We start from the raw sequence: 19,701 nt of genomic DNA, 5'->3' as shown, positions 1-19,701 counted from the left end.
TGGCCTTAGCTCATTGCATGCAAAGTAGTAATGTGTGGAGAGATGAATATTGAATTAGTGGGCAGGGACTATGGGGCTTGGTAGTCGACTTAGGCGGCGGCTCAGCCATTTGGCGAATTGGGCAATCGGATCCGAGAGAGTCTCGTATGCTCAGTGTGGCGAGGATCTTATTGTCGATTACGTATTGGCCGTGCTTGATGTCGGTAAGGTGTCTTATCTTGATATTGGTGCGCATCATCCCCGCTACCTCAGCAACACCTACTATTTCTACGCGCAAGGTGGTTGTGGTGTTTGCATTGAGCCGGACCCGAATGCCCTCAAGGCATTCAAACAAGTTCGCCCTCGTGATATTTGCCTGCCTGTGGGCATCGGACCGGTGTCTGGCATGGCGGAGCTTTTTGTGATGACCACATCGACGCTCAATACCTTTTCCCGTGAGGAGGCGGAACGGTACCAGGCGTATGGTTCAGAGCGAATTGAGCGGGTGATTCCGGTGGAGATCAAAACAGTCAATGAAGTTCTTGAAAAGTACTTTCAGCTGACACCAGATTTTGTGTCGATAGATGTAGAAGGAATGGATCTATCGATTTTGAAAAGTTTGGATTTCAAGCGGTTCAGACCCAAGGTGTTCTGCGTTGAAACGCTGACTTATACCGAGGATGGAAGTGAGGAGAAAATAGGTGAACTGCAGAGTCTTTTGCAACAGAACGATTACTTAATGTACGCGGACACCTATATCAACACGATTGCCGTTGATCGCCAGGCGTGGGCGAATCGGAAATTACTCCAAACCTGTAAGCGCGTTTCCGCAAGGGGCGTAATATCTTCGTGAGCCTGTATGGGATAAGGACTTGCCGTACAGCTTGTGAGGGCAATGTATGTGCTCTTTCCAAAGTATGTATCGGTGAAGGGGGCATATATCGTGCCCGTTCCTCCACGAGAACGTTCCATTGATGCGAATTTTCTGTGTCTTTGGCCGGCACAACTATGGTGATCCTCTCCGTGGGGATGGGTACGAGTACATAAATTTTCTGCCTGCATTTCGGGCACTGGGGCATGATGTGTCGTTTTTTGATTCCTGGGATCGTTCCGCCTATTGTGACTTTGCGGAATTGAATCGAGCATTTCTACGCCGAGTCGATCAGGAACAACCGGACGTAATCTTTTGTGTACTCCTGAGTTACGAGTTGTGGCGGGAGACGTTGGACCTTGTTCGGGCGAACGGGTCCGTTGTAATCATCAACTGGGGTACGGACGACTCCTGGAAATATGAACAGTTTTCGCGCTTCGTGGCCCCGCACGTCGACTGCTATGCGACTACCTATCCGAAGGCAGTCGGGAAAGCCCAATACAATAAGTTGGACAACTTTGTGTTGACTCAGTGGGGGGCAAGCCGTGACACGTTGGTTGAGCCGTTGCCTGCCCGGCAGTGTACGCACCCTGTGACGTTCGTGGGCAGTGCGTATGGCAACAGAAGCAAGTGGGTCGAAATCCTACGAGCCAGAGGCATCCAGGTCGAGTGCTTCGGTCACGGCTGGCCAGCAGGGCCAGTTTCTGCCACGGATCTTCTGCGTCTCTACCGTGAGTCTGTGCTCACCTTAAACTTCGGAGACTCAGGCATTCACTTTCGCGGATTGCTGCCGTACCGTAGCCGCCAAATCAAGGCGCGCGTATTCGAAGTGCCAGGTGCAGGCGGTTGCCTACTCACTGAACCCGCTCAGTACCTTGAAGAGTACTTTCGCATCGGTGAAGAAATCATCGTATTCAATGGTCCGGATGAACTCGCCGAGCGGATTAATTATTTTCTGGCCAATCCTGAAAAACGAGATGCCATTGCATACCGAGGATTCGAGCGAGTCCGTAAGGAGCATACGTATGATCAGCGATTTGAGGAGTTGATCGAGAAACTGGTTCAACCGGTGACTCAACGACCCCTCCGGTCAATCGATTGGCCGAGCTTTGAACGAGTGGCGAGCCGGCACAAGATCGGCCCATGGTTAGCATTGCTCAGAACTCTATGTGTTTCATGTGCTGGGTTGATCTGGGGAAAACGACGGGGAGCTCGTGCCGCGCGTCGGCTGGCATTTGAGTTGTCCTGGCGCTTGCGGGGAGCCTGGACCTACGGCGCCGCGGGGTGGCCTGGCCGGATGTTTTACAGGGAAAGTTGATTGAACGCACGGCCTCTGGTCACAGTGGTGATGTCGGCGTACAACGCGTCGGGGACCATCGACCTTGCGTTGCGGTCGATTCTTACCCAAACGTATCAAGACTGGGAACTGATCGTTGTCGACGATGGCTCGACTGATCAGACAGCGGAACGTGTGATGCAGGTCAAGGATCCTCGTGTCCGATTCATTCAGGAGCCATCTGGTAATATGGGTTTAGCATCGCGGTTGAATCAATGTGTACGTCTGGCGAAAGGGCACTATGTTGCCCGAATGGATGCCGATGATGTGTCGTATCCGCAGCGCTTCGAACGGCAAGTTCGGTTTCTTGAGGAGCATCCCGACATTGATCTATTGGGAACTGGCGCTGTGATATTCAAGGAGGAAGGAGAGAGTGTTGGTCTCTATCCAACGGCCTGCTCGCACGAGGCTATTTGCCGACGTCCATGGTGGGGATTTCCGCTTGCCCATCCGACATGGATGGGCAAGCGGGCCTGGTTCCTCTCTCATCCCTATTCTGACCAAGATAGTCGGTGTGAAGATCAAGCACTCCTCCTTCAATGCTTTTCCCTCAGTCGCTTTGCCGCGTTGGAGGAAGTGCTCTTGGGCTATCGCATGACTGAAATCAAAGCTGGAAAGCTGGGTCGTGGTCGGCGCAACTATTGTCGTCGGCTTCTTGCTAGAGTGCATGACTGCTCCTCATTACGGTGGGCGATGATGGGCGTGGGTGTGCATAGCGTCGCTTTTGCAAGAGACGTGGTCCTTCAGTTGGGCCGCACGGTTGGGAGCGGATCTCACAGGTCCTGGGGCTCCGTTGGTCAAGCAGAGAGAGACCAGTGGCAATCGGTGTGGGCGGGGTTGGCCCATGAACAGACAATACTCACGCATGCCTGACCATTCAGTTCGTTCGGTACATTGATGTGTGGCATTGCCGGAATGATGTCCTATCGGGGCACTGAGCATAGCCATATTGTTTCAGGAATGGCCGAGCGGATTCGTTATCGTGGTCCTGACAATTCAGGAGTGTGGTGCGATTCCAACTACGGGCTTGCCTTTGGGCATGTCCGCCTGTCGATCCTCGACCTGTCTCCCGCGGGCCATCAACCCATGGAATCGGCTTCCGGTCGATATGTCATCGTATTCAACGGTGAAATCTACAATCATCTGGAACTCCGGGGGCAACTCGCGGGCCTATCGTGGCGCGGGCATTCTGACACTGAGACGCTGTTGGCGGCCTTTGAAACCTGGGGTGTGGAAAAAACGCTTCAGGCCACTGCGGGGATGTTTGCCTTGGCTCTCTGGGATCGCGTCGAGCGACGCCTGATCCTGGCTCGTGACCGAATCGGAGAGAAGCCGCTCTACTATGGGTGGTCCAACGGAACGTTTCTCTTTGCCTCGGAGCTGAAAGCGTTGGAAGCCTACCCAGACTGGCGCGGTGAGATTGATCGGGAGGCCTTGGCCTTGTTCATGCGCTATGCCTATGTGCCGTTACCATATTCGATTTACACTGGGATTCGAAAACTCTTACCTGGAACCTATACGACGATCGCTTCCACCTGCGCGCCAGGATACTGGCCGGAACCCACACCCTATTGGTCTGCGGCGGCGGTTGCGAGACAGACCCGTCGATCCGATTGGACCGATCGCATGGCCGAGGATGCGCTAGACCGGTTATTGAGTGCTGCCGTCAAGGGACAAATGATCGCCGATGTACCTCTTGGTGCGTTTCTCTCAGGTGGCATCGACTCCTCCACCGTGGTGGCACTGATGCAGGCACACTCATCTCGTCCGATCAAGACCTTCACGCTGGGTTTCGGTGAAAATGATTATAATGAAGCGCCCGGCGCGAAGGCTGTCGCTGAACATCTGGGAACGGACCATACCGAATTCTATGTGAGTCCGGCCGATGCCTTGGCCGTGATTCCGCTCCTGCCGTCGATGTATGACGAACCATTCGGTGATTCGTCCGCCATTCCAACCCATCTTGTCGCGAGATTGGCCAAGCAACAGGTCACGGTCGCGCTTTCTGGGGATGGAGGTGATGAGTTATTCGGAGGCTACAATCGGTATTCGTGGGGGAGCTCGATCTGGCGTCGAGTCGCACGAGTGCCTGTTTCCATGAGAACGATCACGGCCTCTGCACTGACGGTCCTGTCGCCTGAGCAGTGGGATCGGATCGGTAGAATATTGAAGATAGGGCTTCCAGCGTCATTCCATCTGTCGACGCTCGGGGACAAGGTTCATAAACTTGCCGCAGTTCTGGATTCGAATAGTCAGACGGAATTGTATCGACGGCTCGTGTCGCTTCAGCGAGAGACCGCCTCCTTGGTCATCGGTGCTCATGAAGAACCGATATGGGCCGACGACCAAGCAAGACAGGTGGCAAAGCAGGATTTCAGCGAACAGATGATGCTTCACGATTTGGTGGGATATCTGACGGATGACATTTTGCCTAAGCTGGATCGAGCTGCCATGGCGATCAGCCTAGAAACACGTATGCCCTTGCTGGACCATCGCGTCGTGGAGTTTTCCTGGAGTCTTCCGCTTTCGATGAAGATCAGGACAGAAAACCAGGGGAAATGGCTGCTTCGCCAGGTACTGTACCGCTATGTTCCGAAGCACTTGGTTGAGCGGCCCAAGATGGGGTTTGGCATTCCGTTGGACTCCTGGCTCAGAGGCAGCTTGAAGGATTGGGCCGAAGCGCTGTTAGATGAATCGCGTCTCCGGCATGAAGGGTATTTCGATCCTGCTCCAATCCGGAAGAAATGGCAGGAGCACCTTTCAGGTCGGCGCAATTGGCAGTATTGGCTCTGGAATGTGCTGATGTTTCAAGCTTGGTCGAGCGCTCATGGCAGGTCATCCGCGCCTTCTGTATCTCATCACTGAAGACTGGTATTTCTGGTCTCATCGTCTCGATCTGGCGCGAGCCGCACGGGAAGCAGGCTACGACGTTATCGTGGCGACTCGCGTAACCGATCACGGAGAACGCATCCGGGGAGAAGGGTTTCAGCTCGAACCGTTGGAAATGGTCCGTCGGAGCCACAACCCGTTTCGCGAGGTGATTGCCGTGGCAGAACTTGTGCGGTTGTATCGCCGCGTGAACCCCGATGTGGTGCATCATGTGGCCATGAAGCCGATTCTGTACGGATCCCTGGCTGCGTGGCTTACCCGAGTCCCGTCCGTCATTAACGCATTCGCCGGTCTTGGGTATGCTTTCATGGATGAACGGAACGGGCTGTTGCGTTGGTGCGTCAAGACGGCATTCAGAACCGTACTCCGTGTGAGCCATTCCGTCGTACTGGTCCAAAATCAAGATGATCAGGATCGGCTCGTCGGAGAGGGGGTGGTTCCTGCCTCTCGATCGCGGATTATTGCCGGGTCAGGCATCGATGTCGAGGCCTATTCCATGCAGCCGCAGCCATCCGGCATTCCGGTTGTTGTGCTGCCGGCACGTATGCTCTGGGACAAAGGCGTCGGGGAATTTGTAGAAGCCGCCAGACGGCTGAAGCAAAAAGGCGTCCATGTCCGGTTCATTCTCGTTGGTCGCCGGGATGAACATAACCCGGCGGCCATTCCGGAAATCCGCCTGAAGGAGTGGGTGCAGGAAGGGATGGTTGAGTGGTGGGGACATCGAGATGATATGCCGGCTGTCTATGCAGCGGCCATGCTCGTCGTGCTGCCGTCGTATCGAGAGGGGCTTCCCAAAGTGTTGTTGGAAGCGGCAGCCTGTGGCAAGGCCATAGTGGCCACGGATGTTCCCGGTTGTCGGGAGATCGTACGGGATCGGTTTAATGGGCTGCTGGTTGCCTCGAAGGACTCCACGGCGTTGGCGGCGGCCATTGAAGAACTGTTATCCGACCAGGCGTTGCGAGAGGTGATGGGACAGCGAAGCCGGACCCGTGTTCTGGCGGAATGGTCAAGCCCACGGATCACCGAACAGGTACTAGCTCTCTACCGGGATATGGTGACGGCCTCGGGGATTGATCGTTCTCATGGATATGCATGAGCAAAGTGCTTGTCACAGGGGCTGGGGGGTTTTTGGGCTTGTCCCTCGTCCAAGCGCTTACCCGCTCCGGATATCAGGTTCGTGCGTTGCTTCGTAATACATCTCGATCCTTTTCGCTCTCTCCGGAGGTCGAGACCGTTACGGCAGATATCCGAGATGTGAGTAAAGTACAAGAGGTGACAGTAGGCTGCGAAGCCATCGTGCATTTGGCGGCAAAGGTTCATGCGATCGATGATTCCGCCGCATGGAAGGACTATGAATCCGTTAATGTCTTCGGTACGAGACATGTCCTAGAGGCGGCCGTGAGATCCGGGGTAAATCGGATTGTGTTTGCGAGTTCGGTTAAAGTTTTTGGTGAGGAAACGAGTGGGTGTGTCGATGAAACACAGACTCCCGATCCACAGACCGCTTATGGCCGATCAAAATGGCAAGCCGAGCAGCTAGTTTCGGAGTATGCAGTGCGATATGGTCTCACTGCTGTCTCGCTTCGTCTTCCGATGGTCTATGGTCCGACAAAGAAAGGTAACTTGTATCGGATGATTGAGGCGATCGATCATGGACGGTTTCCGATTTTGCCTCGTCTCTCGGCAGTCCGGAGCCTCTTACACGTCGAGAATTTCGTACAGGCTGTATTGCTGTGTCTTCGCGCACTAGGTATCAAGCGAGCGGCGTATATCGTAGCCGATGCCGACCCCTATTCGGCGACTGATCTCTATGACTGGTTACGAGCTGGATTGGGCCAGGCACCTCCGCAATGGCGAGTACCGCTGTGGATTCTCAAAAGTGGTGCGCGATGTGGTGATGTATTGCAGGCAATCAGTGGTAAGTCTGTTCCCATGACGACACCACAACTGACAAAGCTCATCGGTTGGGCCTGGTACAATCCGTCGGCCATTGCGCATGAATTGGGATATCAACCCGCGTATTCCTTCCAGGAAACGGTTCCGGAGTTGATCGCGTTTTATCGTGATGTGGGACGTCCAGGCTGTTGAGCCGATCTCATCGCCTGAATCCTTGTGTCGCCTACGTCCGAGCAGACCGAGTGACAATTTTAAAAACTCCTGGTTGGAAGGCTTGTGCGTCTTGATTTCAATGTAAAAATGAGTCATAGAGCTTGCCCAAGTCAGCGAGGTCTCTTCTGGTTTAGAGGCGGATTGTTTGGAGTTACAACCTAACAAGGCAGCACGGGCAACATGTCAATCCTGATGATCGCCTTCCCAGGAGTATTTGCATTTGTACTGGCCTGGTGGTTCACCAACCGTTTATGTTTGCCGGGATCATTTCTCTCTATCCTTGCTCATCCCAACGAACGAACATTGCATTCCATGCCGACTCCCCAGACGGGAGGGTTAGCCGTCATCGGTAGCGTAGTGATCAGTCTCATTCTGGCTGTGAGTGTGTTGGCGATTACCCAGCCCTCGAAAGCTGTGCTACCGAAAGGTGTGGCTTCAGGGAGTCTCTGGATCGTGGTGTCGATGCTGCTCATTTTTGTCGTATCCTTCATCGATGACTGTGTCGGTCTTCCCGCTGTTCTTCGATTAGGTGTCCAAGCGGTCTCCGCGTTCATCATTATCAGGGGGGTCGGCTTAACCTTGTCTGCTGTCCCGATACCAGGAGGACCGACCCTCCTGCTTGGGATCGCGGCCATTCCAGTGAGTGTCCTGATCCTACTCTGGATGGCGAATCTCTATAATTTCATGGATGGTATGGACGGCCTTGCAGGGGGAATGACATTTTGGGGGTTTGGATTTCTCGCATATTTTGGATGGCAAGCCCACTTCCCGGTCATGTTTATCATCGCCGTGTTCGTGGCGATGGCCGCTCTAGGATTTCTCACCCATAATTTTCCACCCGCGCGTATCTTCATGGGCGATGCAGGGAGCATCACGGTCGGATTCTTGGCGGGGACATTGATGATTCTTGGCGTTCGCGACGGAATATTCGAGATATGGGTGCCGATCATGATCTTCTCCCCGTTCATCGTGGATGCAACGATCACGTTGATGCGGCGGGTGCTCCATCGAAAAAAGATTTGGCAAGCTCACCGCGAGCATTATTATCAGCGTTTGGTTTTGAGCGGATGGAGTCATCGTCGGGCTGTGCTAGCGGAGTACGGAATCATGATACTGTGCGGAGGTCTGGCCGTTCTGTATCATCACTCGACGGACAGCTGGAGGCTCGTGATTCTTGGCGTGTGGGTGGGTGTCTTTCTCGTTCTCGGGAGACTGGTATATAAATTGGAACAGCGACGAACTGCTTCCGGAACGGCTCAAAGTCATGCTGCGACTCGTGTCGGCACTTCTGTACCTGTTGTAGCGCCCCAAGACCCTCCAAGGGTCATCGTCAAAGTGTAGTCGATTCTTTCCGAACGCCACGGTATCCAATTATTTCGAATATCTGTGATCATCTTCGTATGCAAGAAATGAGTTGGGGCTTTGATCGCTTGCAAAGAGAAGGGAGACGAGCGGCAGGTTGGGCGATCACGCCTTTGGGATTCACTATTCCCATATGGGTTGTAGCGGACAGTATTCTTGTCATCCTACTTGTCGCCTGCTGGGGTATCAGTGGAAATTGGCGGGAACGAGGTCGTCGCGTTATTTCTAACCCCGTTGGGTTGAGCGCCTTGTTACTGTTTGGCTGGTTGCTTGTGGGAACTCTATGGGGGATGGGTTCGCTAGAGGAAAGAATGCTCGCGGTGAAAAAGTATGCTGATCTCCTACTCATTCCGCTATTGGTTTCGATGGCGATTGATGGTCAAGAGCGTCGTCGAGCGGTCCTGGCCTTGGCCGCCTCGCTAGTGGTCACGTTGCTGATGTCCTTTGCCTTGAACGTGGGGATCCTTCCAACCGGCGGGCTCATTAATTGCGATCCTTTCAACCCGTGCCTATTAAAAAAGCAGATCTCTTGTGATCCATCCATCCCCTGTGTCCCCGACAATTACCATCCCGTCTGTGAACCTTCTAACCCGTGTGTATTTAAAAAGCATACTACGCATAACATGCTCATGGCATTCGGTGTGCTGTTGTTCGGGGTGTTGGCCTGGAAATCCTCACGCCGATGGGTCCGATGGGGGTGGGTGGGGGCGTCATGCCTGGCGGCGGGTAATGTCTTATTGATGGTGCAAGGCCGAACGGGGTATGTGGTGTTGGCCGGGCTTGCCATGATGGCTTTCCATATGTATTTCGGGTGGCGAGGCATGGTGGCGGCGGTCGTCGCCATCAGTGTGATATTTTCAGCTGCCTATCAGGTCTCGACATCGTTCCATGATCGGGTCGACCTTGTCGCCACTGGTGTCGCACAATGGAATCCCCGGACGGCTACGTATGATGGGGTTACCGAACGAATTGAATTTTTTCATTACACCGTCGAGATTATTCAGGATCATCCTCTGATGGGCGTCGGTACTGGAGGGTTTACACAAGCCTACGCGCAACATGTGCAAAAACTTGGCCTGCCTGTCCCAACTCATCCGCACAACCAATACCTTTTGGTCATGGTGCAAGTAGGCATTGTTGGGTTTGGTCTGCTGCTCTGGCTCTTTGTCCAGCAATGGCGATCGGCATGCCCTGTTGGTGATGCCAGCTACGGACTGCTTGCCAGAGGGCTGGTGGTCACCATCGCAATTGGTTGTCTGTTCCAACCTGCCCTCAATGACCATACCGAGAAACTGTTTTACTGCTTGTTCTCCGGTCTCATGTATTCGGGGACTGATCCGCAACTGGATGCCAGGACATGAGTATTTCGGTTTATATCATTGCGTACAACGAGGCGAAGAAGATCGCCGATACCATTAACAGCGTGCTGTGGGCCGACGAAATTATCGTGGCCGATTCTGCCAGCACCGACGAGACGGTTGGGATCGCACAGGAATTGGGAGCCCGGGTGGTCCAGATTCCATTCCATGGATTTGGCCATTTGCGAAATCAAGCCATCAAGGCCTGTACTCATGAATGGATTTTCAGTCTTGATACGGATGAACAGTGCACGCCAGAGGTTCGAGATGAAATCTTTACGATTCTTGCCGGAACTCCCAAACATGATGCCTATCTTGTGCCAAGGCGGAATTATTTCATGGGGCGCTGGGTCGAACATTCCGGCTGGTATCCGAATTTTCGCCAACCGCAATTGTTCAGGAAAGGATCTATGAAATACGTGGAGTCTCCCGTCCACGAGGGGTATGAATTACTGACGGCCAAACCAGTCGGTCGGTTGGAACATGCCATTTGGCAGATTCCGTTCAGGGACTTTGAGGAGGTTGTCAAGAAGGCCAACCGGTATTCGTCGCTTGGGGTCCTAAAGCTCGCCGACCAGCGAGTGTCGATGGGAACCGCGTTGTTACACGGCATGTGGTCGTTCCTTAAACATTATGTGGCGAAGCGAGGGTTTCTGGACGGCTGGGCCGGGTTTGTCATTGCCTTCGGAAATTTTGAGGGAACGTTTTATCGGTATGCTAAGCGGTTCGAGCAGCAAGAGATGTGGGCGCTTCCCAAACAGGCGCCTCTTCACCGCCGCAGCGACTCACCATCGAAATGAAAACGACGGTGATCGTGACGACGTACAATCGTCCTGATGCACTGGCGGTTGTATTGGAAGGCTACTGTGGTCAAAGCGATCAAGCGTTTGATCTGATCGTAGCGGACGATGGTTCTCGAGAGGAGACGGTAGATGTCGTCCGGCAGTTTGCTCGACGTGCGTCATTCTCAATCATGCATGTGTGGCAGGAAGACCAGGGATTTCGAGCGGCGGAGATCCGTAATCGTGCCGTTGCATCGACGAGTGCCGAGTACGTGATTTTCACCGACGGCGATTGTGTCCCTTCCCGGCATTTCGTGTGGGCCCATAAGCATTTAGCCGAGGCTGGGTACTTTCTTGGCGCGAATCGCGTATTGCTCTCAGCGGAATTGACGAACCGTGTCGTGCGTGAGCGAGTCCCCATTCATGCGTGGAGTGAGGTCGAGTGGGCACGTCGCTGGTTGCGGCGGGATGTCAATCGCCTGCTCCCACTGGTGCAGTTGCCTGATGGTCCGTTTCGAAAATGGTCACCGAATCGTTGGAGCGGGATGAAGACCTGCAATCTCTCTGTATGGCGGACAGATCTGCTTCGGGTGAACGGGCTGGATGCGTCTTACCAAGGCTGGGGCTTGGAAGATTCCGATTTAGTCATTCGGCTGCTTCACGCCGGAGTGAAACACAAGAATGCGCGGTTTGCCGCGACGGTGTTTCATTTATGGCATCCGGAGCAGGATCGCACGCAATTGCCGGTCAATCAGGAGCGCCTGCAGAACCTTTTTCGATCGAACACGGTTCGCGCCAGGGTCGGGCTCGATGAGCTTGATGGTGTCTGATGGAGGTGAGCTGCTTGAGTTGTGGCCAACGTATGAGCCAGATCGACGAATCCTGCTAGAGACAGGGCACGTGATGAAGCCAGATATCGCCAGCGCCTTGATCGTCTGTACACGTCGAATAGGGGATGTGCTCTTAGCCACACCCGTCATCCGTTCGCTCAAGGTGGCCATGCCTCATCTCCTGATCGATATGTTGGTCTTCGAAGGAACTCAAGATGTCTTGTCAGGCTACAGGGATCTCCGGCGAGTGTTGACCATTTCCGAACGTCCATCGGCTGGGGCTCACGTCAAACTACTTCGTGCGATCTGGCGTCGCTATGATGTCGCGATCTCAGTGTTAGCCGGAGACCGGCCGACGTTTCACGCATGGGTGGCCGGTCGATATCGAGTCGGAACGCTGCTGCCGGACAACAAATCGTGGTGGAAGCGGCGTCTGCTTCACGAATGGGTTTCGTTCGACAACGTACACACGCATACGGTAGCCATGAATCTGCAGTTGCTCGCGCCGTTTGGAGTGAGGAGGCTTGGAACGCCTGTTGTCAGCTGGATGCCGGCGGATGAGGTGTCCATTCAACGTCGGTTTCCTCACCGGGATATGCAACGATACGCGGTGATCCACGTCTCACCAAAGTTCGCCTACAAGATGTGGACTGTAGCGGGATGGATCGCCCTCGGCCGGTGGTTGATGAGGCAAGGGCTTACGGTCGTTGTAACCGGAATGGAATCAGCTGAGACTGCGTATTGTGAGCAGATCATCCAGGGTTTGCCTGGCGCCGTCAATCTTGTGGATCATGTGGCTCTGCCGGAGCTTAGCTGTCTGCTCAGCCGTGCCGCGTTGTATATTGGAACCGATACCGCTGTGAGCCATATGGCGGCCGCCGTCGGGACGCCCTCGGTAGTGCTGTTCGGACCATCGAATCCGGTGAAGTGGGGACCGTGGCCGAAGGACTTTTCTCCGACCGCTCAAAGTCCATGGTGCAGACAGGGGTCTCAACGGCAAGGAAATGTGTTTCTCCTTCAAGGCGAAGGCGATTGTGTCCCCTGTCTCGGCGAAGGGTGCGACCGTCATGTCGGGAGTTTGAGCGCGTGCCTGCAGCAGCTTCCCGTACAGCGCGTGATCCAAGCCGCCGAAACCATGCTTGGAGTGCGTGAGTGTGTAATCCCAACCTCAGTACGTACATGAAACACGTCGTCGCTCAGCTACTTCATGCGCTTGCAGCCCGATACGGCCATACGGTGCTTGCGTATCGATCGGTATTGGTCATCGGCGTGCAATTGATCCTGATTCTGGCGGCCAACCTTACGGCGGTCGTGCTTCGTTTTGACGCGGACATTCCCCCTGAGTATCGGCAGGTAATCTGGGATCACGTGCCCGCCGTGTTGCTGATATTTGCATCCAGTCTCTGGCTGTTTGGTACCCAACGAGGGCTCTGGCGATACGTCGGCCTTTACGACATTGGGAAGATCATTTTAGCCTCTCTGGCCAGCGTCGGGGTATTGTACGTCGGCCTCCACGTAGTCGGAGGAGTCATTCAATATCCACGATCTGTCATCATTCTAACGGGTCTGCTGAACGCATTGTACTTGGTCGGCATACGGTTGGCGGTGCGCTGGTTCAAGGAATGGTTGCGAATTGTGGGAGCCGGCGCCCGAAGAGCGTTGATAGTCGGCGCCGGCAATGCCGGAGAGTTGCTCGCTCGAGATATGCTGTCAGGTGGAGACTACGACTGTCGTCCGGTCGGTTTTTTGGACGATGACCCAGTCAAGCGGAAGATGAGGATTCATGGAATCCCGGTCGTAGGAACCATCGCCACCATCAAACCAGCCGCCGACAAGCTTGAGGCCAACGAGATCATCATCGCCATTCCGTCCGCATCAACCACGGTCATGCAAAAAATCCTTACGGCGTCAGAGGGCTGTACTATTCCTATTAAGACCTTGCCGAGCGTTAAACGCCTGCTCGATGATCCGGTCTCACTCCGACAAGTGAGACCGATGAACCTAGACGATTTGTTGCAGCGTGAGCCAGTCGAGACCGATCGTCAAGCGCTTACCCCCCTAATCATGGGAAGACACTGCTCGTCACAGGAGCAGGAGGATCGATCGGATCGGAATTATGTCGACAAATAGCTCAGCACTCACCTCGTCTGTTAGTCCTGTTCGAGCGATACGAGAATGCCCTTCACTCGCTCACGCTGGAGTTGGGAGCGACATTTCCGGAGGTGCGGATCCTCCCGGTCATCGGAGATGTGACGGTGCCGGATCGTGTGGAGGAAATATTTCATCAGACACACCCCAATATCGTATTTCACGCTGCAGCCCACAAGCATGTTCCTCTCATGGAACTGAACCCCAAGGAGGCTATTCGTAACAATATTTTGGGGACTCGTACGGTGGCTGAAGCGACTGTGACAAATGGTGTGGAGCGTTTTGTGCTGATCTCGACCGATAAAGCGGTCAACCCCTCGAGCATCATGGGTGCGACCAAGCGGGTTGCCGAGCATCTGATGCAGGAGTTCAATCAAGAAGGCCTGACAAAGTTTACGGTGGTGCGGTTTGGCAACGTACTAGGGAGCAATGGGAGTGTCGTTCCGCTGTTTTGTGAGCAAATTCGCAGAGGTGGACCGGTGACGGTGACTCATCCCGAGATCAAACGATTCTTTATGACCATTCCGGAAGCTGTCCAACTCGTTCTGCAAGCAAGTGTCATTGGCAAGGGTGGAGAGGTGTTCGTCCTCGATATGGGGGAACAGATTAGGGTTGCCGACCTGGCAAGAAATATGATCGTCTTGGCCGGCCTCGTCCCGGGTAGAGATGTCGAGATTGTCTTTGCCGGCCTACGGCCTGGAGAGAAACTCTATGAGGAACTGTTCGAAGAACACGAGCAAGCCGAGCCAACGAGTCATCCGAAGATTCGTCGGGCTGTGGGGGCCCCTGTTCCTGTCGGCGAGCTGGGGGCATGGCTGGAATCTTTGCAGGAAAATCTTCCGAAGTGGAGTGAAGAGCGGGTGCTTGATGATCTCAGGCGGCTGGTGCCGAGCTATGAATCGGTCCTCGCTCGAAGGACCTGTTGAAGTATTCCAGGCGTCGCGGCTATAGACTGCCAAGGTCTTTCGCGCATCGTTCAAATCCGATACGAAAATCACGGTAGGAGTATGAGCATTCTCGTCACCGGCGGGGCCGGGTTTATTGGTTCAAACTTTGTTCTGGACTGGCTGGCCCAACACGAGGAACCTGTCATCAATCTCGACAAGCTCACCTACGCGGGGAACGTGGAGAACCTCGCCAGGCTGCAGGACGATGCGCGCCACATTTTTGTTCACGGTGACATCGGCGATACCACCCTCGTCAGCGGATTGTTGACCAAACACCGTCCTCGTGCCGTGATCAATTTTGCCGCAGAGAGTCATGTCGATCGCTCGATCCATGGGCCAAGCGAATTTATTCACACCAACATCGTGGGCACCTTTTCCCTCCTTGAATCTGTGCGTGCCTATTGGGAAGGGCTGACCGGTAACCCCAACGCGTGCTTCCGTTTTCTCCACGTGTCCACCGATGAAGTGTACGGTTCATTGAGGGCAGATGCTCCTGCGTTCAGTGAAACGAATCGCTACGAGCCTAATAGCCCGTATTCAGCGAGCAAAGCGGCCGGCGACCATCTTGTTCGCGCCTATCACCATACCTATAGCGTGCCGGTTCTCACCACGAATTGTTCGAACAATTACGGTCCCTTCCAGTTTCCTGAAAAGTTAATTCCGCTCTGTATCCTTAATGCGATGGCAGGGAAACCGCTCCCTATGTATGGCGATGGCCGGCAAATCCGAGACTGGCTCTACGTGAAAGACCACTGCAGTGCCATTCGCTTGGTGCTTGAAGGGGGGCGTGTGGGGGAAACGTATAATATCGGAGGTTGGAACGAGGTAGCCAATCTGGACGTCGTGGAGAAGCTTTGCACCATCCTGGATAAACTGAAGCCTCGGGGTGATGGGTGTTCCTACAAATCACAAATCGCCTTTGTCAAGGATCGTCCGGGACATGATCGCCGGTACGCCATTAATGCCGGCAAGCTCGAAGGTGAACTCGGCTGGAAACCTCAGGAGACCTTTGACACAGGTCTTGCCAAGACGGTTCTCTGGTACCTTGAGAACCAGAGTTGGGTAACCAATGTCACCAGCGGTGTCTACCGTCACTGGATAAACAGGCAGTACGGTACCTAAGCGCGATGAGAATACTGTTAACGGGCAAACATGGTCAGGTCGGCTCTGAACTACAGCGAACGCTCGCTCCTTTGGGCGAGGTGGTTGCGGTCGATTGTGCTGAATGTGATTTAGCGGATGCCTCTGCTCTGTGTGAACTCGTACGCTCGGTCAAGCCAGATCTGATCGTCAATTCCGCAGCCTATACGGCGGTGGACAAGGCCGAGTCGGAGCCGAAACTGGCGTACGCCGTTAATGCCGTGGCTCCTGCAGTTCTGGGAGAGGAGGCAGCCAAACGGGGCGCATGGGTCGTCCATTATTCGACCGACTATGTCTTCGATGGTGTGAAGCCGAGCGCGTATGCCGAAGATGATGTCACCCGCCCGCTCAACGTGTATGGACGGACGAAAAGGGACGGCGAGATCGCGCTACAAGCGAGTGGGGCCCGGTATGTCATAGTCCGCACAAGCTGGGTTGTCGGCGCGCATGGAAGTAATTTCGCTAAGAACATTCTTCGCTTGGCGCGTGAACGGAAGAGTCTGAATGTTGTGGCAGATCAGCATGGGGCGCCGACCTCTGCGGCGTTGCTGGCAGATGTCACCGCGCTGTTGGTTCGTCAGAAGCAACGTGAGGGCAGCGACACCTTCCCCTTTGGCTTGTATCACTTGGCGGCAGGCGGCGAGACCACATGGTATGACTATGCACGGTTTGTCGTGTCAGAAGCCGGTGCGGCTGGTAGACCACTTATGCTCACGCCGGATGCCATTCGGGCGATTCCTTCGTCGGAATATCCTAGGGCTGCCGAGCGCCCAGCCAATTCGCGGTTAGCTACCGGTAAGCTGTGCAAGACATTTGATCTGGAATTACCTAGCTGGCAGAGTGGGGTTCGGCATATCTTGCAGCAAATTCTGAGAGAATCATGAGCAAGCGCAAAGGCATCATTCTGGCTGGTGGTTCCGGTAGCCGACTACACCCGGCCACACTCGCCATCAGCAAGCAGCTGCTGCCCGTGTTCGACAAGCCGATGATCTATTACCCACTGAGCACCCTGATGTTGGCAGGGATACAGGATATTCTTATCATTTCCACTCCGCAGGACACCCCGAGATTTGAGCAACTGCTCCAGACCGGGAAGCAATGGGGGATACACCTCGAGTATGCCGTGCAGTCTTCGCCTGATGGCCTGGCACAAGCGTTCATCATTGGGGAGTTTTTCATCGGCCATGATCTCTCCGCCCTTGTATTAGGCGACAACATCTTTTATGGCCATGACTTTCATCGCTTGCTCGACCATGCTATGTGCCGCACCGAAGGCGCGAGCGTATTTGCCTATCATGTTCAGGACCCCGAACGCTATGGCGTCGTTGATTTTGACGCAGATGGCAAAGTGAGATCGTTGGAAGAAAAACCCAAACAACCGAAATCCAGCTATGCAGTCACAGGTCTATATTTCTATGATCAACAGGTGGTGGATCTGGCCAAAAGTCTTAAGCCCTCGTTGCGTGGCGAGTTGGAGATCACCGATCTCAACCGCTTGTATTTGGAGCAAGGCCAGCTCAACGTCGAAGTCATGGGTCGAGGCTATGCCTGGCTGGATACCGGAACCCATGAGTCTTTGCTTGATGCCAGCCAGTTCATTGCCACCCTCGAAAACCGCCAAGGCTTGAAGGTCGCGTGTCCGGAAGAAATCGCCTTCAGGCAACAGTGGATCGACGCCGCCCAACTGGAAAAGCTCGCGCAGCCATTAACTAAGAATGGGTATGGGCAATATCTGCTGCGGGTGCTTAAAGAAAGGCTCCTTTGAAGGAAGCAGCAGGGCGCGGTTGGTAACCGTGGATCACGTTTTTGTGCTTTGCAAAGTCCAATCGGGCGAGTATCTTAAATCCTTAGGTAGGCTCTTGAGTATACCTCATGGTATCGGCGCGTAAACCAACAAGACGAAGCTCTGTGCAAAAAAGGCTATCCCGCGAAGTCCTTCAGCAGATTCGCTTGTTCGCGACCGATGTGGACGGTGTTCTTACCGATGCCGGCATGTACTATTCCGAGTCGGGTGATGAGTGGAAAAAATTCAACACCCGCGATGGGATGGGCATCAAACTCCTCCAGAAGGCCGGCCTCATCACGGCTATTGTGACACAGGAAAGAACCCGACTTGTGGCGAGGCGGGCAGAAAAACTTGCCATCCCTGAGCTTCACCAGGGAGTCATGGACAAATTGTCGGTGATTCGAGATATGGCTGAACGACATGGAATTTCTTTACGGCAGATCGCGTATATTGGGGATGATGTGAATGATATGGACGCGCTCAAAGCGGTGGGCTTTTCTGCCGCTCCCGCAGATGGCCTCCCGCAAGTGCGAAAGATCGTTGACCACATTTGCCGACTCAAGGGGGGGGAAGGTGCGGTGCGAGAGCTCGCAGAAATGATCCTTCAGTCCCGAATCAAAGCAACCACCAAGCGAGAGCGTTAAGGGGAAAGTATGGCGCGCACATACGCATTGTATCCGGTGATCATGGCGGGAGGCAGCGGAACCAGGTTTTGGCCGTTGAGTCGTCATCTATTTCCCAAGCAACTCTTGCGGATCGGCGGGGAGCATACATTGATTCAGCAGACCATGCGGCGGGTCTTAGGCTGCGCACCGGCCTCACACGTCCTTATCTCGACGAATGCCGCTCAGGCAGATCTCATCCGTGTGCAGTTAGTCGATTGGAAGGAGGAGCTCACTAAGGGGTTCCTCCTTGAGCCGGAAGGTCGAAATACCGCACCAGCCATTGCCCTCGCTGCGCTTGAAGTATTGGCTCGGGATCCCGAGGGGCTGATGCTGGTGGTCCCAGCCGACCATGTGGTGACGGGGCAACGGGATTTCCAAGCCGCGGTTGAGTTGGCTTCCGAATTGGCAGTCGGTGGCTACTTGGTCACATTCGGGATCAAGCCGATCCGGCCGGAAACGGGCTATGGCTATATCAAGCCGAAGGGCACCGTGTTGCTCGGTAAGCGAGGGAAATTACGAGGCTACCTGGTTCAAAAATTCGTGGAGAAGCCTCACGTGGCGAAGGCCGCTCAGTATTTGAAAGCGGGGCACTATTTTTGGAACAGCGGCATGTTTGTCTGGCGAGCGGCAACAATTTTGGAAGAGATTGGTACTCATCAGCCGGCTATTCTGGCTTCGATGGAGCGAATACGGGATCTCAAGAAGGATGGTGCGACTCAACAAGCGATCGATGATGTGTATCGCCGAATCAAGCCGGTTTCAATTGATAATGGAGTGATGGAACGGTCGTCGAAAGCTGCGGTCGTGCCGGTGACGTTCAAGTGGTCGGACGTCGGGAGTTGGGGCAGTTTGGATGAAGTGGCAGAGAAAAATCGGGCTGGGAATGTGATGACCGGGCGAGTGATCGACCTTGAGAGCAAGCAGTCGATCGTCTATGCAGATCGGCGTGTCGTGGCAACGATCGGTTTGCAAGATATGGTCGTGGTGGATACTCCCGATGCCACGTTGGTATGCCCGAAATCACGCGCACAGGATGTGAAGGCGATTGTTGATATTCTCAAAAAACAGCAGGCCCCCGAACACTTAGAACATCTGACGGTTCAACGGCCATGGGGGTCCTACACGGTGCTGGAGGAGGGGCCGGGATTCAAGGTCAAGCGTGTCACGGTCAATCCCGGCGGCAAGCTGTCGCTTCAAATGCATCATGAGCGCAGTGAACATTGGGTGGTGATCGCGGGGACGGCACGTGTGACCAGAGATCAGGAAGTCTTTGATTTGAAGGTCGGAGAGAGTACGGGCATCCCGGTGAAAACGAAGCATCGCTTGGAGAATCCTGGGCAGGAGACCGTCCATATTATTGAAGTGCAGAATGGACCATACCTGGGAGAGGACGATATTGTGAGGTTTAAGGATGATTATGGCCGGATAGCCAATACCTGACCGGAAGGAACGAGATACGTTTGCATAGATACTAAGCCGAGATTATCGTGTAGTTGTGT

Annotated in this window: 18 protein-coding genes; all 18 read left to right on the top strand. The window is 54.3% G+C overall.

Annotated features, from left to right (window positions below; all coding sequences use genetic code 11):
* The first annotated feature begins 70 nt into the window (after positions 1-70).
* The 18 genes from IPM58_17790 to IPM58_17705 all read left to right on the top strand — a co-directional run bounded on the left by IPM58_17790 (position 71) and on the right by IPM58_17705 (position 19,642).
* On the top strand, positions 71-832 hold the full coding sequence (locus IPM58_17790; protein ID MBK9308892.1) for an FkbM family methyltransferase: 762 nt from the start codon (positions 71-73) through the stop codon (positions 830-832).
* Positions 833-953: 121 nt separating this feature from the next.
* On the top strand, positions 954-2,168 hold the full coding sequence (locus IPM58_17785) for a glycosyltransferase (protein ID MBK9308891.1): 1,215 nt from the start codon (positions 954-956) through the stop codon (positions 2,166-2,168).
* Positions 2,169-3,059: a glycosyltransferase family 2 protein gene (locus IPM58_17780; protein ID MBK9308890.1), complete on the top strand. Its 891-nt coding sequence runs from the start codon at positions 2,169-2,171 to the stop codon at positions 3,057-3,059. It abuts the gene before it with no gap.
* Positions 3,060-3,083: 24 nt separating this feature from the next.
* Complete coding sequence (asnB, locus tag IPM58_17775; protein MBK9308889.1) at positions 3,084-5,051, top strand: asparagine synthase (glutamine-hydrolyzing); 1,968 nt, start codon at positions 3,084-3,086, stop codon at positions 5,049-5,051.
* Positions 5,014-6,171, top strand: coding sequence for a glycosyltransferase family 4 protein (locus IPM58_17770; GenBank protein MBK9308888.1), 1,158 nt, complete (start codon positions 5,014-5,016; stop codon positions 6,169-6,171). Before asnB ends, IPM58_17770 begins: the two co-directional genes overlap by 38 nt.
* Positions 6,168-7,163 carry an NAD-dependent epimerase/dehydratase family protein gene (locus IPM58_17765; GenBank protein ID MBK9308887.1) on the top strand — a complete coding sequence of 332 codons (996 nt, stop codon included), beginning with the start codon at positions 6,168-6,170 and terminating at the stop codon, positions 7,161-7,163. Before IPM58_17770 ends, IPM58_17765 begins: the two co-directional genes overlap by 4 nt.
* Before the next feature lie 201 nt (positions 7,164-7,364).
* A complete protein-coding gene (locus IPM58_17760) occupies positions 7,365-8,525 on the top strand; it encodes a glycosyltransferase family 4 protein (GenBank protein MBK9308886.1) in 1,161 nt (386 codons plus the stop codon).
* A 59-nt stretch (positions 8,526-8,584) separates the two neighbouring features.
* Positions 8,585-9,907, top strand: coding sequence for an O-antigen ligase family protein (locus tag IPM58_17755; protein MBK9308885.1), 1,323 nt, complete (start codon positions 8,585-8,587; stop codon positions 9,905-9,907).
* Positions 9,904-10,704 carry a glycosyltransferase family 2 protein gene (locus IPM58_17750; GenBank protein MBK9308884.1) on the top strand — a complete coding sequence of 267 codons (801 nt, stop codon included), beginning with the start codon at positions 9,904-9,906 and terminating at the stop codon, positions 10,702-10,704. Before IPM58_17755 ends, IPM58_17750 begins: the two co-directional genes overlap by 4 nt.
* The gene (locus IPM58_17745) at positions 10,701-11,516 is read left to right on the top strand and encodes a glycosyltransferase family 2 protein (protein ID MBK9308883.1); all 816 of its coding nucleotides are present in this window, start codon (positions 10,701-10,703) and stop codon (positions 11,514-11,516) included. The genes IPM58_17750 and IPM58_17745 overlap by 4 nt, the downstream gene beginning before the upstream one ends.
* Before the next feature lie 70 nt (positions 11,517-11,586).
* On the top strand, positions 11,587-12,699 hold the full coding sequence (locus IPM58_17740) for a glycosyltransferase family 9 protein (GenBank protein ID MBK9308882.1): 1,113 nt from the start codon (positions 11,587-11,589) through the stop codon (positions 12,697-12,699).
* Positions 12,696-13,646, top strand: a complete 951-nt coding sequence (locus IPM58_17735) for a hypothetical protein (GenBank protein ID MBK9308881.1) — start codon at positions 12,696-12,698, stop codon at positions 13,644-13,646. Before IPM58_17740 ends, IPM58_17735 begins: the two co-directional genes overlap by 4 nt.
* Positions 13,592-14,590: a polysaccharide biosynthesis protein gene (locus IPM58_17730; GenBank protein MBK9308880.1), complete on the top strand. Its 999-nt coding sequence runs from the start codon at positions 13,592-13,594 to the stop codon at positions 14,588-14,590. The genes IPM58_17735 and IPM58_17730 overlap by 55 nt, the downstream gene beginning before the upstream one ends.
* 81 nt (positions 14,591-14,671) lie before the next feature.
* The gene (gene rfbB, locus IPM58_17725; GenBank protein MBK9308879.1) at positions 14,672-15,733 is read left to right on the top strand and encodes a dTDP-glucose 4,6-dehydratase; all 1,062 of its coding nucleotides are present in this window, start codon (positions 14,672-14,674) and stop codon (positions 15,731-15,733) included.
* 5 nt (positions 15,734-15,738) lie between these two features.
* On the top strand, positions 15,739-16,635 hold the full coding sequence (rfbD, locus tag IPM58_17720; GenBank protein ID MBK9308878.1) for a dTDP-4-dehydrorhamnose reductase: 897 nt from the start codon (positions 15,739-15,741) through the stop codon (positions 16,633-16,635).
* Positions 16,632-17,516, top strand: a complete 885-nt coding sequence (gene rfbA / locus IPM58_17715) for a glucose-1-phosphate thymidylyltransferase RfbA (protein ID MBK9308877.1) — start codon at positions 16,632-16,634, stop codon at positions 17,514-17,516. The genes rfbD and rfbA overlap by 4 nt, the downstream gene beginning before the upstream one ends.
* A gap of 185 nt (positions 17,517-17,701) precedes the next feature.
* The gene (locus IPM58_17710) at positions 17,702-18,181 is read left to right on the top strand and encodes an HAD-IIIA family hydrolase (protein ID MBK9308876.1); all 480 of its coding nucleotides are present in this window, start codon (positions 17,702-17,704) and stop codon (positions 18,179-18,181) included.
* 9 nt (positions 18,182-18,190) lie between these two features.
* Positions 18,191-19,642 carry a mannose-1-phosphate guanylyltransferase/mannose-6-phosphate isomerase gene (locus IPM58_17705; protein MBK9308875.1) on the top strand — a complete coding sequence of 484 codons (1,452 nt, stop codon included), beginning with the start codon at positions 18,191-18,193 and terminating at the stop codon, positions 19,640-19,642.
* The last annotated feature ends 59 nt before the right edge of the window (positions 19,643-19,701 follow it).

The sequence above is a fragment of the Nitrospira sp. genome, assembly GCA_016715825.1.
Taxonomy (GTDB): domain Bacteria; phylum Nitrospirota; class Nitrospiria; order Nitrospirales; family Nitrospiraceae; genus Nitrospira_D.
This window is presented reverse-complemented; position numbering and strand designations above follow the sequence as displayed.

Coding starts and splice junctions, on each gene's coding strand:
- rfbA (MBK9308877.1), top strand. CDS start 16,632: ATGAGCAAGCGCAAAGGCATCATTCTGGCTGGTGGTTCCGGTAGCCGA.
- rfbB (MBK9308879.1), top strand. CDS start 14,672: ATGAGCATTCTCGTCACCGGCGGGGCCGGGTTTATTGGTTCAAACTTT.
- IPM58_17770 (MBK9308888.1), top strand. CDS start 5,014: ATGGCAGGTCATCCGCGCCTTCTGTATCTCATCACTGAAGACTGGTAT.
- rfbD (MBK9308878.1), top strand. CDS start 15,739: ATGAGAATACTGTTAACGGGCAAACATGGTCAGGTCGGCTCTGAACTA.
- IPM58_17790 (MBK9308892.1), top strand. CDS start 71: ATGGGGCTTGGTAGTCGACTTAGGCGGCGGCTCAGCCATTTGGCGAAT.
- asnB (MBK9308889.1), top strand. CDS start 3,084: ATGTGTGGCATTGCCGGAATGATGTCCTATCGGGGCACTGAGCATAGC.
- IPM58_17735 (MBK9308881.1), top strand. CDS start 12,696: ATGAAACACGTCGTCGCTCAGCTACTTCATGCGCTTGCAGCCCGATAC.
- IPM58_17745 (MBK9308883.1), top strand. CDS start 10,701: ATGAAAACGACGGTGATCGTGACGACGTACAATCGTCCTGATGCACTG.
- IPM58_17760 (MBK9308886.1), top strand. CDS start 7,365: ATGTCAATCCTGATGATCGCCTTCCCAGGAGTATTTGCATTTGTACTG.
- IPM58_17705 (MBK9308875.1), top strand. CDS start 18,191: ATGGCGCGCACATACGCATTGTATCCGGTGATCATGGCGGGAGGCAGC.
- IPM58_17750 (MBK9308884.1), top strand. CDS start 9,904: ATGAGTATTTCGGTTTATATCATTGCGTACAACGAGGCGAAGAAGATC.
- IPM58_17785 (MBK9308891.1), top strand. CDS start 954: ATGCGAATTTTCTGTGTCTTTGGCCGGCACAACTATGGTGATCCTCTC.
- IPM58_17755 (MBK9308885.1), top strand. CDS start 8,585: ATGCAAGAAATGAGTTGGGGCTTTGATCGCTTGCAAAGAGAAGGGAGA.
- IPM58_17765 (MBK9308887.1), top strand. CDS start 6,168: ATGAGCAAAGTGCTTGTCACAGGGGCTGGGGGGTTTTTGGGCTTGTCC.